Origin of the sequence: Roseixanthobacter glucoisosaccharinicivorans, from assembly GCF_043195095.2 — a bacterium.
In the GTDB taxonomy this organism is placed as follows: Bacteria; Pseudomonadota; Alphaproteobacteria; order Rhizobiales; family Xanthobacteraceae; genus NCEH01.
In genome coordinates, this window is the sequence record NZ_CM195538.1 from 1,916,274 (window position 1) to 1,929,257 (window position 12,984).

Consider the following 12,984-nt stretch of genomic DNA (forward strand, 5'->3'; position numbering starts at 1 on the left):
CCCGCAGTGCATGGAGGCGAGCGCACGTGTCCGGAGCGAGGCAAACGGACAAATCACCGGACGCCTTTCGCACCATCAGCGAGGTGGCCGAGGATCTCGAGCTCCCCCAGCACGTCCTGCGCTTCTGGGAAACCCGCTTCACGCAGATCAGGCCCATCAAGCGGGCCGGGGGCCGCAGGTTCTATCGGCCAGAGGACGTGGATCTGCTGCGGGGCGTGCGCCATCTGCTTTATGGCGAAGGCTATACCATCAAAGGCGTGCAGCGAATCCTGAAAGAGCAGGGGATTCACTACGTCCAGGATCTCGCCATAGAGGAAGAGGCGGCCGGCTTCCAGCCGCTGCCGCAGCCTGTCCAGTCGCGCGCGGAAGCGCCGCGCCGGCAAGCGGCTCAGCCGGACCCCTATGACGAAGCGCCTTACGAAAGCGACATGGACCCGGAACCGCGCCGGCGGTCTGGCGCACGGGGGCAGGGCGAAGGCGCCCAGGGGGGCTTTGGTGGCTTCCTCGGCCTGCTGCCACGCCGGGGCAAGGCGCGCGTCGAGCCGCCTGTCGAGGAACCGCCCGTCATCGCGGAACTGCCGTTCCCCGAATTTTCCCAGCACACCCGCCGTCACGAAGTCCCGGTAGAGCCGCGCCTTGATTCGCCGCCGGCATCCGCCCGGCCGGTATCTGCGCCTGTCGCATCAGCACGCGCACCTGCGCAGCGCCGCGCCGGCGCGCCGGCGGCACCGGTTGAGCCGCGGCTCGACCGGGACGACGAGAGCTTTTACCGCCGGATGCCTGAGCCCACTTATGAGGACCAGGACGAAGAGGACGACGACACGGTGGAGCGCTATGCCCCGCCCCGCGCCGCACCCTCGTTTGCGCCCGAGCCCCGGCGGGAAGCCGAAGCTGTCCATCGGCCCGCCGTGCCGCAACGGCGGCCGACGCGCGGGCCGGCCTCCCGGCTACCCGAGCCACCGCCGGTGCCCGAGCTTGAAGATCCGCTGCTGCCGTTCTTCGACGATGATGCCTTCGGTCCGGACAGCACGCAGATTTCCGAGCCATTGGACGCGCGCATCCGGCGCCTGAGGGAGCATGCGCCCGGACCGCCGGAAGACTATATCCCGGCGCGCGCACGGCGCACCGAGGGGCCGCGCGCCGAGCCCCCGGGCGAGGATGACCGCGAGGTGACCTTTCGTGCGGACATGCGCGATGGCGAGCGTCGCCCGCCGCCTGGCCCAGCGCGTGGGACCGCGCCGCCGCCGGACGACTGGCCGAGGGAATGGCGTGAGGAAGAGCCCCGATTCGCGGTGGATCCCGGCGCCGCGCCGCGCCATCCCCCGCTCGGCCCCCCGCCTCTGCGTGCGGATGATCGTCGCGACGAGCGCCGGGCCGAGGCATACGCGCCACCGCGGCCCTCTGCGGCGCCCGCCGCTGAGCCCCTCGGCAAATTGCGACTTGGGCCTTTGACCGGGCCAGTGGAGGAATTCGAGTTGGAGGATCCGGAACCGTTGCGGTGGGATCATCATCAGGGCTTCCGGCCGGACGCCGTGCCGCGCGAGCCGCACCGTCCGGGTCCGCCTGAACAATACCTGCCGCCGCATCTGCGGTCCGACCCGCGCGTGACAGGCGCGCCGCCGGCGCCGATCCCGGTTCTGTCGCGCGATGACGTGCATCGCCTTCAGTCGACGCTCTATGAATTGGGCGAATGCCGCCGCCTGCTGGGCGGAGCGGTGGAGCGGCCGGACGAATAATCCCGACACCCCCGTCTCGTGGCTTGGGGCGACGGCCCACAAAAGCAGGAAGTGGGTGCCGTGCGAATGGCGAACGGCACCCGAATGCTCAGTTTGCGGGTTCTTCCGCCTGAGACTGCTGGAGCCACGCGAACAGATTGATCGGTGCGGGCGCGGCCGGGGTCGGGGCAGGCGCCTTGTCCTGATCTGGGGTGGCCTCGGCCACCTGCTCGCGTCCCAGCACGGCGACCGAGACGCGGGTCACGCCGTGGCTGGTGAATCCGAGTTCTGACGCCGCGGCTCGCGAGACGTCGATGATGCGGCCGCGGACGAACGGTCCACGGTCGTTGATGCGGACCACCACTGTGCGGCCATTGCGCAGGTTGGTCACGCGAACCTTCGTTCCGAAGGGGAGCGAGCGATGGGCCGCAGTCAGGGCATTGGGATTGAAACGTTCGCCGCTTGCGGTATCCCGTCCCTGCCAATAATAAGAAGCAACACCGGTCTGTCCGGCATCGGCTTTGGCTGGTGTACAGAACGCGCCGAGCGTTAGCGCAAACGTTCCAAGCAGAAACCCCTTCTGGATCTCCATTCCCTCGACCTCCATGTTGTTGATGGGAGATCGGCGAATGACGTTCTATTCAGGCGACAATGTCACTGTTCCGCGGCGAAATCATGATATCTCACCGCTAAGCTTGAAAAATGTACCAATCTGGAACAGTATATATCAAAGTTAACGACAAGTTTCTTTCAAGAAATCAGCGCTATTCGAAGACACTTGTTGTTTGCGGCAACCTTTTACTGATCAATAAAAATGTCATATTCCAAAGTCGCGAAACCGTGTTCGGCGCCGCGCCCGATTTCCGCCCCATAGCACTGACGTACCGTCCTCTGTCATTTTGGAACGGCGGCAGGGTCCGGCGGCATGCACCACCCGCATCGGGGTTTTCATCGCGCGGCGGCGAAGGGCGGTGGATAGTGCCGCATTTCACTCTTGTAGCCGCCAACGCGATGGTCTAAGCCTCCCCTCCACGTCGGAGCGTAGCGCAGCCCGGTTAGCGCACTAGTCTGGGGGACTAGGGGTCGGAGGTTCAAATCCTCTCGCTCCGACCATTCAATCCCTGAAAGCAATCCCCATGGTTCGACCCGCCTTGAGCGGGTAGAAAACCCATGGGCGCACGGGCGCCGGAAGCGGCGCATCCGCGCCGCGAGTCGGTCGCGGAGCCGGCCGCCGACCCGAAAGGCAGCCCGGATTTCGGACACTGCGCGCTTCGTCGTTGTGTCACGCTGAAGCCCTAGACGAGGGTTGTCTGAGCGGGGCGCCGATCATGCTGAACGCGGTTCTTTTGACCTTGATTCCGGCTGGCGCGGTCATCGCCGGCGCTTTGTTGGGTTTTGTCTGGCGTCCCGGCGCGACCATCCGCAGCGCCGTGCAGCATTTCACCGCCGGCGTCGTGATGGCCGCCGTCGGGGCGGAATTGCTGCCGGAACTCGGAAGCGCCCATCCCCTCGGCATCGCCATCGGCTTCACGCTCGGCGGCGCCCTCATGCTGGCCATCAAGCGGTGGATCGGCGAAGAAGGGCCACAGGAAGCCCCTGACGATCAGCCGGGCGGGAAGAACACCGGCCTGCTCGTCACGGTGGGCGTCGATCTGTTCATCGACGGTCTGTTGTGTGCGGTCGCGCTCGCGGCGGCCCCGGACAGCGGGCTGGTGATCGTGGCCGCGCTGACGCTGGAGGTCTTCTTCCTCGGCCTCGCCACGAGCGTCTCCTTGAGCCGACCGGGCTCTGGGGCGGGCGGTGTCATGAAGGCGGGCGCGCTTGCCGTGCTGGTGCCGATCGGCGGCGCGAGCGGCGCACTGGCTTTCCTCTCCCTCCCAGCCCTCTGGCAGGTCGGCATCCTCGCATTTGCGACTGCCGCCCTGATTTATCTGGTCACCGAGGAATTGCTGGCGGAAGCCCACGCCGACGGGGAGGACACGACATTCGTCGCGGCCACCTTTTTTCTCGGCTTCCTTGCGGTGCTGATGCTGAAGGCGCTGAGTGGCTAGGCGCTTTCCGGAACCGGCTTGGCCTGGGTGCGAACCACGGCGCTTTCCGTTGTGGCAAGCGCGATATCCGCGGTATCGGTGTCGGCGGATTCAAGGTGCCCCGCCGCGATCAGGCACGCTGTTAGCGCCTCTTCGAGGCTTGTCGCCACGGCATTGCTGGAGGACTGCGTTTCCAGCGCCGCACGCATTGCGCCATCGTCATGGGCACCAAACGCCGCAAGCAGGATGGCGCTTTCCGGCAAGCGCCGACGCAGCCGTCGGCTGGAATAGCGCATGTGCGCCGTCCCCGTATTTTCAAGCGACGACAGGATGGTCAGCGCCAGATCGGACCCGCTGAGATTCGCGAGATTGGCGATGGTCAGGGTTTCCGGCCCGCAGACGCGTGCCCCAAGCCCGTGTCGCTTCAACAAATGCGCAAGCAGGTCCGCCGCCGCCAGATCGAGGCCCGACCGCGCGGCGATGCAGAGAATCGGGGTATCGCCGCGCCACCGCTGCGGGAGCGTATCGGCATCGACGACAGGGTAGGCACCTCCCGCCGGGCTTGCCAGAACTGCCGCCTCGGCTTCGCGTTCCTCGGTCTCGCCCTTGGGAATACCGTCTGGAATATCGGAGAGGTTTTCCAGCAATTCCCCGAGACTGAGGCGCAGACGCGCGATCCGCGCATCGTCGAGGGTGCCGCGGGCAAGGTCCTGCTGCGCGAGCCGCAGCCCCGGCAGGGCGACATTGTCGAGATAGGACAGGAAGCTACGTTCCTTCAGGAATTCCTCGGCCTTGCTGGTCGCCTCGGTGGGATCGCCGGCCAGCATGCGCTGGTAGAACAATTCCGGCGCGCTGAGCGGCGGGCGGTCGCCGAGCATCACGTCGAGAAATTCCAGCTGGTCCACATGACGGCCAAGCACCACGGCGCAGAGCGTCAGGGGGGTTGCGAGGACGAGCCCGATCGGTCCCCACAGCCAGGTCCAGAAGGTCGCCGAGGCAACCACCGCCACAGGGGAAAGCCCCGTGCTCCGCCCATAGACCAGCGGCTCGATGATGTGCCCGACGAGCGGCTCCACGAGCGCGAACAAGGCGATGGTGGAGAGCACGATGCTCCAGCCGGGATCGACGGCGAGCGCGAGCGCGATCGGCAGCAGGGCGGCGATGACCGCGCCGATATAGGGCACGAAGCGCAGCACCGCCGCCATCAGGCCCCACAAAAGGGGGCTGGGCACGCCGATCACCCACAGGCCGAGGCCGATCACGGTGCCAAAGCCGGCGTTGAGCATCACTTGCATGAGAAAAAAGCGGGACAAGCGGCGCGCGGCATCGTCGAGCGCGGCGGTGGTGCGCTGGATATCGCTCGCACCCGCAAGGCGGATGAAGCGATTGCGCAGATCCTCCCGCTGCAAAAGGATGAAGATGAGGAAAATGAAGATGATGCCGGTGGTGGCGAGCGGGTGGATCAGCGGCGTCATCACCGCGCCGAGCATGCCCAACGTGCCGGGATTGGGTTGGCGGATTTCCACTGGCAGGGGCGGTCGCTCGGCATTATCCGCATTCGGGCTTCCCACCCGGCTGTCCGGCGCAGGCCGGTCCAGCTCGTTGCCGAGGTCCTGAAGCATCTGCGCCGCGCGCTCCAGCGTGCCGGACCCCTCGGTTGCGCCCCGCAGGGAGCGGATCTTGTCGCGGATGTTCACCTGATATTGCGGCAGATCGCCCGCCAGCTCCGCCACTTGGCTCGCCACCACCGCCCCTAGCGAGATGAGGCCGAGGAAAGTGAGCACGACGACGCTGGTAACGGACAGGGTGCGCGGTATTTTCAACCGCCGCAGCACCAGGATCACTGGTGCCAGTACAAAACTCAGCAGCATGGCGAGCGCCACCGGCACCAACACCTCGCGCGCGAAATACAGCATCGCGATGATGGCGCTGGTCGCCAGCAACGTTCCAACGGCGCCCGAACCAAGCGGAACGGCGGCACGCGCCGACGTCACTTGCGGCTGAAGAATGGGGCGGGCCGTGCGGTCCGGCCCGCTGCCCTCCGCCTCGTTCATGATGCCACTTCGAGAAGCAGGAGCGAACGACCGGTGACCTCATAGACATGGCCGAACGGAAAGGTGGGTTGCGGCTCGGGCTCGGGCGCATTGGTATCCACGACGAGACGCCACCCCTTGCCGCCCACGATCTCGGGAAGGGTGAAATTCACGACGTCGAAGTGCGCATTCACGATGAGCAGCAAAGTGGTGTCCGTGCCCTTGCGGCGGATGCCTGTGGGCTGCGCGCGCCCGTCCATCAGCACGCCCATGCACCGGCTCAGGCTATCCTGCCATTGCTCGTCGCCCATTTCGCTCCCGTCCGGGGCGAGCCAGCACACGTCCTTGACGTCCAGTTCCTTATTATAGGCGCCGGTGAGGAAACGGCTTCGACGCAGCAGAGGGTGAGACTGGCGCACCGAGATCAATTTCCGCACGAAGGCGTGAAGCTCGCACCCAGCTGGCGAGAAATCCCAGTCGATCCAGCCGATTTCATTGTCCTGACAATACGCATTGTTATTGCCGCCCTGGGTGCGGGCGAATTCATCACCGCCGAGGATCATCGGCGTCCCTTGGGAAAACAGAAGCGTCGCGAGCATGTTGCGCATCTGGCGGGCGCGCAGGGCGCAGATTTCCGGATCCTCGCTGGGCCCCTCAACACCATGATTCCAGGACAGGTTGTGCGAATGCCCGTCGCGATTGTCCTCGCCGTTCGCCTCATTGTGCTTGTCGTTGTAGGAGACGAGATCCGCGAGCGTGAAACCGTCATGGGCGGAGATGAAGTTCACCGACGACCAAGGCTTGCGGCCGCGCCGGTTGAAGAAATCGCCAGAAGCCGTCAAGCGGGTCGCGAGCTCCGCGATCTGGCCGTCATCGCCCTTCCAATAGGCGCGAACCGTGTCGCGATAGCGGTCGTTCCATTCCGCCCAGCCGGGCGAGAAGCCGCCGACCTGGTATCCGCCCGGACCGCAATCCCAAGGTTCCGCGATCAGCTTCACCTGCGAGAGAATAGGGTCCTGGCGGCAGGAATCGAGGAACCCGCCGCCCTCGTCGAAGCCATGGGCCTCGCGGCCGAGGATGGTGGCGAGATCGAAGCGGAACCCGTCGACCTGCATCTCGGTGGCCCAATAGCGCAGGCTGTCCGTCACCATCTGCAAAACGCGCGGATGCGAGAGGTTCACCGTGTTTCCGGTGCCGGTATCGTTGATATAAAAGCGCTTGTCCTCGGGCAGACGGTAATATGAGGCGTTGTCGATGCCCTTGAACGAAAGCGTCGGGCCAAGCTCGTTGCCCTCGGCCGTATGGTTATAGACCACGTCCTGGATGATCTCGATGCCGGCCGCATGGTAGCGCGCGACCATCTCCTTGAACTCATTGACGTTCGGGCTCGCGAGGTAGAGCGGATGCGGGGCGAAGAAGGAGATTGTGTTGTAGCCCCAGTAATTTCGCAGGCCCTTTTCCACCAGGTAGCTGTCGTCGACGAAGCCGTGCACCGGCAACAGCTCCAGCGCCGTGATGCCGAGATCCTTCAGATAGTCGATCACCTCTGGCGCCATAAGGCCGGCGAATGTGCCGCGCAGATCCTCCCGCACCTGGGGATGGCGCATGGTGTAGCCGCGGGCATGGGCCTCATAAAGCACGGTGCGGTCCCACGGCACCATGGGGCGGCGCGTCATGCCCCAGGTGAAGGCGGGATCAATCACCCGGCATTTCGGCATGAACGCGGCGCTATCGCGGGTGTCGAACGTGAGATCCTTGTTCTTTTCCTTGCTCTCGAGCTGATAGCCGAACAGGGCGGGATTCCAGGTCAGTTCCCCGACCATCTGTTTGCCGTACGGATCCAGAAGCAGCTTGTTGGGATTAAAGCGATGGCCAGCCTGCGGCTCGTAGGCGCCGTGAACGCGATAGGCATAGACGAGGCCGGGACGGGCATCCGGCAGATAGCCGTGCCACACCTCGTCGGTATATTCGGGCAGCTCGATGCGCTCGACTTCGTGCTCGCCATCCGGATCAAAGAGGCACAGCTCCACCTTGGTGGCATTGGCCGAGAACAGGGCGAAATTCACGCCGAGCCCATCCCAGGTCGCGCCAAGAGGAAACGGATTTCCCTCCCGGACCCGCGACGCCTTCATGACCTGAGGAGCCGCGTCCGATGCCAGCATGTCCATGTCCCTTGCCCCCATTGATGCGCCCGACCCACCGGCCGACCTGTGAGTGCACAACGCCGCAGGGCAATCTTGGTTGCGTCACACGAGACGGTACGGCGACCAGCCTCTCCCTGGGGAGAATCTGCCCCGGCTCGGCGCGAGAGCCTTGGTGATCCGCGCCGGCGGCGGTAAGGCTCCTGGGTGACAGCGTGCGGAAGCTATCCATGGGCCTGACCTTCACCATACTCGGCTGCGGTTCCTCGGGCGGCGTCCCTCGCGTGGCGCAAGGATGGGGCGCCTGCGATCCCGCCAATCCGCGCAACCGCAGGCGACGCTGCTCGCTGCTGGTGCGCCGGCTTGGGCCGGAGGGCGTGACCACCGTGCTGGTGGACACCTCGCCGGACCTGCGCGAACAATTGCTGGATGCCGAGGTCGACCGGCTCGACGCGGTTTTGTTCACCCACTCCCACGCCGACCACACCCATGGAATCGACGATGTCCGTCCGCTGGCGATCCAGCAGCGTCAACGCATTGACGCTTATATCGACGCGGACACGTCGGCGGCGCTGCACGCGCGGTTCGGCTATTGCTTCCGCACGCCACCCGGAGGCGTCTATCCGCCGATTCTGACAGAACATCGGTTCCACGAGGGCCGGGCGGTGCAGGTCGACGGACCGGGCGGGCCCATTGTCGCGCTGCCGTTTCGCCAGCATCATGGCGAAATCGACTCGTTCGGCTTCCGGTTCGAGGGCGTCGCCTATTCAAGTGATGTCAGCGCATTTCCAGATAACTCCCTGCAATATCTAGAAGATCTTGACGTATGGATTCTTGATGCATTGCGTGAAGCGCCGCATCCGTCCCACCTCAGCCTGAGCGAAGCGCTCTCGCACATCGAACGGATGAAGCCGGGCCGCAGCATTTTGACCAATCTCCACACGGATCTGGATTACGGGCGCCTTGTGGACATCCTGCCGGAAGGCATCATCCCGGCATTCGACGGCATGACGTTCGAGGGATGAGGTGCGTGGTCTGATCTCAAAGATCAATGTCGTCGGTCAAGCATCTGTTTTTATGTTGTTATTTTGTGAATTAAACGCGTTTCTCCTTGATGTCGGTGGGCGCGGGAGATCCTGTGTTGTGAACCGGGGCGCGGCGGGCTTAGCATGCCCGTTCCTTCGTCGACGCTGGTTTCCGCTTCCATGCCCGCATCCGGTAGCAAAGGCCGTGCGCTCGATCCGCCCTCCGGCGGGTTGGGGATTGATGCGGCCGCGGCGTTGAGTGCCGATGCCGAGCAGGCGTGGATTGCCGTCATCCGCAAGATGGACGAGACCTACGCCGAGCTGGTGACCCAGCAGGTGGAGCTGGAAAACAAGAATGCGGCCCTGGAGGAGGCGCACGCCTTCATCGCCGGGGTGATGGCCTCCATGACCGACGCCCTGATCGCCTGCGACCTTACCGGCCGCATCGAACAGGTAAACGTGGCCGCCGAGCGCCTGCTCGGCCGGTCGGGATCGGACCTGCTGGACCTGAAACTCGCCGACCTGTTGGCGCCGGAAACACCGACCGGCTTCGCCGACGTGCTGGCCATCGTCGCCAAGCGCCAACGCATTGTGGATCGCGATTTTGCTTTCTCGACACCTGAAGGCCCGCTTCCGGTTTCGGTGAACGGAGCGATCCGGTTCGACTCGCGTGGCCGCGCGGTGGGCATCGTCCTCATGGGACGCCCGATTGGCGAATTGCGCAAAGCCTATAGCGACCTGGCCGCCGCCCACGAGCGGCTGAAGCAGGCGCAGCAGCAGCTGGTACATGCGGAAAAAATGGCTTCGCTCGGTCGCCTTGTTGCCGGCGTCGCGCACGAGCTGAACAATCCCATCTCCTTCGTTTACGGCAACGCCCACGCCTTGAAGCGCTATGGCGAACGGCTCGTGACCTATGTGGATGCCCTTCACAGCCCGACGCCGGCACCTGCGGACCTGCGGGCACAGCTGAAGATCGACCGCACCTTGCAGGAGATGGCCCCAACCATTGCCGGGATGCTGGAGGGAGCCGAGCGGGTGCGCGACATCGTCGCCGACCTGCGGCGCTTCTCCTCGGACCGGCGCCAAGCCTCCGAACCGGTCGACATGGCGGCCCTGGTGCGCTCGTCCCTCGACTGGGTGGCAAAAGCCCAGAGCCCCGCCGTGGAGACCATTTTTCAGTTGGTTGGGCCGCTCGACGTGATCGGTCATCCCGGCCAGTTGCACCAGATGATGATGAACCTCATTCAGAACGCGGTCGACGCCATGGAAGGCGCCGAAGAGCGCCGGCTGCTGATTGCCGGCGAACGGCGCGGCGACCGCGTCGTCATCAGCGTTCAGGACAGCGGGCCCGGCATCTCGGCGGAAATCGCCTCGCGGATCTTCGATCCGTTTTTCACGACCAAACCGGTCGGCAAGGGCACGGGGCTCGGTCTTTCCATCAGCTACCGCATCGTGCAGGAGCATGACGGCATGCTCGAAGCAGGCAATCATCCCGGAGGCGGCGCCATCATGCGTGTGACCTTGCCCGCAGCACCGTTGGAGAAACAGCCTTGAGCGCGCCCTTCAACATTCTCTGGCTGCAATCGGGCGGCTGCGGCGGCTGCACCATGTCCTTGCTGTGCGCCGAAGGGCCGGACCTGATAACCACCTTCGACAGCGCGGGCATTCGGGTGCTCTGGCATCCTGGCCTGTCCGAGGAGACGGGAAGCGAGGCCCTGGCGGTATTCGAGCGCGTGCGGTCCGGCGCCCTGCGCCTCGACGCCCTGTGTGTGGAGGGGTCGCTGCTGCGCGGGCCGAACGGGACCGGCCGTTTTCATCTGCTCGCCGGCACGGGGCGCCCCACCATTGAATGGGTGCGCGAGCTGTCGGGCCTGGCAGAGCATGTGGTCGCTGTGGGCACTTGCGCCGCCTATGGCGGGGTGACCGCCGCCGGCATCAATCCTGCCGATGCCTGCGGCCTGCAATATGATGGGCGCCGTGAGGGCGGGGCGCTCGGCGCTGGGTTTCGCTCTCGCTCCGGGCTGCCGGTCATCAATGTCTCCGGCTGCCCCACGCATCCCAATTGGGTGACCGAAACCTTGATGCTGCTCGCCGCCGGCTTGCTCGGCGCGCAGGATCTCGATGCCTATCGCCGGCCGCGCTTCTATGCCGACCATCTCGTGCACCACGGGTGCCCGCGCAACGAATATTACGAGTTCAAGGCCAGCGCGGAGAAGCTCTCCGACCTTGGCTGCATGATGGAGCATCTCGGCTGCCTCGGCACCCAGGCCCATGCGGATTGCAACACGCGCTCCTGGAATGGCGAAGGCTCGTGCACCCGTGGCGGCTATGCCTGCATCAATTGCACGGCCCCCGAATTCGAGGAGCCGGGCCACGCCTTCCTGGAGACCCCGAAGGTCGCCGGCATCCCCGTGGGCCTGCCGACCGACATGCCGAAGGCCTGGTTCATCGCCTTGTCCTCGCTGGCGAAAGCAGCGACGCCGGAGCGGCTGCGGCGCAATGCGGTGAGCGACCATCTGGTGGTGCCGCCCACGGTGCGGGACATCAAGCGGCGATGAGCGAAGCGCAAGGTTCAGCGGGCGAAGGCGTCACGCGGCTCATCGTCGGGCCGTTCAATCGCGTGGAGGGAGACCTCGAGGTGCGGCTGGACATCGCCAATGGCGCGGTGGCGCAGGCGCATGTGTCTTCGCCCCTGTTTCGCGGCTTCGAGCGCATTCTGGAGGGAAGGGACCCGATGGATGCGCTGGTGATCGCGCCGCGCATCTGCGGCATCTGCTCGGTGTCCCAGTCCCAGGCCGCGGCCCTGGCGCTGGCCGGATTGCAGGGGCTGGCACCGACCCGCAACGGGCAGATCGCCACAAACCTCATCGTCGCCACCGAGAATGTGGCCGACCATCTCACTCATTTCCATTTGTTCTTCATGCCGGATTTCGCCCGCGCCGCTTATGCGGAACGCCCGTGGTTCGCCACTGCGGAGGGCCGCTTCAAGGCCGGGCGCGGCACCAGTGCGCGGCGCTTGCTGGAGGCACGGGCGACTTTGCTTCATGTCCTGGGCCTGCTCGCCGGACGTTGGCCGCATACCTTGGCGATCCAGCCGGGCGGCGTGACGAAGCGCGCGGAATCCCGCGACAAGGTCCGCCTGCTTGCGACGCTGGGTGCGGTGCGCGCAGCGCTGGAGGATCAGCTTTTCGGCACGAAGCTGGAGCAGGTGGCCGCGCTTGCCGGCCGCGCCGAGCTGGAGGCTTGGCGCGCCAGGGGCCCGGATGGCGATTTCCGCCTGTTTCTGGAGATCGCGGCTGATCTGGAATTGGCGCATCAGGGCCGTGCCTACGACCGGTTCCTTTCCTATGGCGCCTATCCCTCGCAGGAGGGCGCGCTTTATCCCGCCGGGGTTCATGTTGGGGGAGAAACGGGTGTTTTCGATCCGGCGGACATCGCGGAGGATCACACCTTCTCCCGCATGGAGGAGCGCGCGCACCCGCATCACCCGTTCCAGGGATCGACCGTGCCCGACGGCGCGGACGAGACCGGATACACATGGTGCAAGGCGCCGCGCCTGAAAGGCCTACCGTTCGAAACCGGCGCTTTGGCGCGGCAAATCATCGACGGCCAGCCCCTCATCCGCGATCTCGTGGCATGGGCTGGGGGGAATGTGTTTTCCCGGGTGATCGCGCGCCTGGTGGAAAGCGCGCGCACCCTCATTGCCATGGAAACCTGGGTCCGGTCGCTGGAGCCGGAGGGTTCCTGGTGCGCCCAGGGAAAAATGCCCGCGCAGGGGCGCTTCGCTGGGCTCACGGAAGCCGCGCGCGGCGCGCTCGGCCATTGGGTGGAAGTGGAAGGCGGCAAGATCTCGCGGTATCAGATCATCGCGCCGACCACCTGGAACTTCTCGCCGCGCGACGCGGCCGGTATGCCCGGCCCGCTGGAAGCCGCCCTTGTGGGTGCCGTCGTGCATCGCGACGAGCCGACGCCGTTGAGCGTGCAGCATATCGTGCGCTCGTTCGATCCCTGCATGGTGTGCACGGTGCACTGAGGGGCCC

General features: G+C 65.5%; 8 protein-coding genes, 1 tRNA gene and 1 pseudogene. 7 read left to right on the forward strand and 3 right to left on the reverse strand.

Annotated features, from left to right (window positions below; all coding sequences use genetic code 11):
- Positions 1-26 precede the first annotated feature (26 nt).
- A pseudogene (locus V5F78_RS08605) lies at positions 27-305 on the forward strand (MerR family transcriptional regulator); the annotation flags it as partial.
- A gap of 1,519 nt (positions 306-1,824) precedes the next feature.
- Here V5F78_RS08605 and V5F78_RS08610 read toward each other — a convergent pair.
- The gene (locus V5F78_RS08610; protein WP_394071421.1) at positions 1,825-2,307 is read right to left on the reverse strand and encodes a septal ring lytic transglycosylase RlpA family protein; all 483 of its coding nucleotides are present in this window, start codon (positions 2,305-2,307) and stop codon (positions 1,825-1,827) included.
- Positions 2,308-2,750: 443 nt separating this feature from the next.
- On the opposite strand from V5F78_RS08610, the gene V5F78_RS08615 reads away from it, so the two are divergent.
- Together V5F78_RS08615 and V5F78_RS08620 are read left to right on the forward strand one after the other, a co-directional pair.
- Positions 2,751-2,828: transfer RNA gene (locus tag V5F78_RS08615), tRNA-Pro, on the forward strand.
- A 215-nt stretch (positions 2,829-3,043) separates the two neighbouring features.
- Entirely contained in the window at positions 3,044-3,766 is a 723-nt protein-coding gene (locus V5F78_RS08620; RefSeq protein WP_394071420.1) for a ZIP family metal transporter, read from the forward strand.
- Here V5F78_RS08620 and V5F78_RS08625 read toward each other — a convergent pair.
- The gene (locus V5F78_RS08625; RefSeq protein WP_394071419.1) at positions 3,763-5,799 is read right to left on the reverse strand and encodes an AI-2E family transporter; all 2,037 of its coding nucleotides are present in this window, start codon (positions 5,797-5,799) and stop codon (positions 3,763-3,765) included. The genes V5F78_RS08620 and V5F78_RS08625 overlap by 4 nt on opposite strands.
- On the reverse strand, positions 5,796-7,946 hold the full coding sequence (gene glgX, locus V5F78_RS08630) for a glycogen debranching protein GlgX (RefSeq protein ID WP_394071418.1): 2,151 nt from the start codon (positions 7,944-7,946) through the stop codon (positions 5,796-5,798). The genes V5F78_RS08625 and glgX overlap by 4 nt, the downstream gene beginning before the upstream one ends.
- A 203-nt stretch (positions 7,947-8,149) precedes the next feature.
- Here glgX and V5F78_RS08635 point away from each other — a divergent pair, with 203 nt between their 5' ends.
- The 4 genes from V5F78_RS08635 to V5F78_RS08650 all read left to right on the forward strand — a co-directional run bounded on the left by V5F78_RS08635 (position 8,150) and on the right by V5F78_RS08650 (position 12,977).
- Entirely contained in the window at positions 8,150-8,944 is a 795-nt protein-coding gene (locus V5F78_RS08635) for an MBL fold metallo-hydrolase (protein ID WP_394071417.1), read from the forward strand.
- Positions 8,945-9,088: 144 nt separating this feature from the next.
- A complete protein-coding gene (locus V5F78_RS08640) occupies positions 9,089-10,498 on the forward strand; it encodes a sensor histidine kinase (RefSeq protein ID WP_394071416.1) in 1,410 nt (469 codons plus the stop codon).
- Complete coding sequence (locus V5F78_RS08645; protein ID WP_394071415.1) at positions 10,495-11,502, forward strand: NADH-quinone oxidoreductase subunit B family protein; 1,008 nt, start codon at positions 10,495-10,497, stop codon at positions 11,500-11,502. Before V5F78_RS08640 ends, V5F78_RS08645 begins: the two co-directional genes overlap by 4 nt.
- A complete protein-coding gene (locus V5F78_RS08650) occupies positions 11,499-12,977 on the forward strand; it encodes a nickel-dependent hydrogenase large subunit (RefSeq protein ID WP_394071414.1) in 1,479 nt (492 codons plus the stop codon). Before V5F78_RS08645 ends, V5F78_RS08650 begins: the two co-directional genes overlap by 4 nt.
- Positions 12,978-12,984 lie beyond the last annotated feature (7 nt).

Bases quoted from the DNA above. Each gene is read 5' to 3' on its own strand.
- V5F78_RS08610 (WP_394071421.1), bottom strand. From the start codon at position 2,307: ATGGAGATCCAGAAGGGGTTTCTGCTTGGAACGTTTGCGCTAACGCTC.
- V5F78_RS08620 (WP_394071420.1), top strand. From the start codon at position 3,044: ATGCTGAACGCGGTTCTTTTGACCTTGATTCCGGCTGGCGCGGTCATC.
- V5F78_RS08625 (WP_394071419.1), bottom strand. From the start codon at position 5,799: ATGAACGAGGCGGAGGGCAGCGGGCCGGACCGCACGGCCCGCCCCATT.
- glgX (WP_394071418.1), bottom strand. From the start codon at position 7,946: ATGGACATGCTGGCATCGGACGCGGCTCCTCAGGTCATGAAGGCGTCG.
- V5F78_RS08635 (WP_394071417.1), top strand. From the start codon at position 8,150: ATGGGCCTGACCTTCACCATACTCGGCTGCGGTTCCTCGGGCGGCGTC.
- V5F78_RS08640 (WP_394071416.1), top strand. From the start codon at position 9,089: ATGCCCGTTCCTTCGTCGACGCTGGTTTCCGCTTCCATGCCCGCATCC.
- V5F78_RS08650 (WP_394071414.1), top strand. From the start codon at position 11,499: ATGAGCGAAGCGCAAGGTTCAGCGGGCGAAGGCGTCACGCGGCTCATC.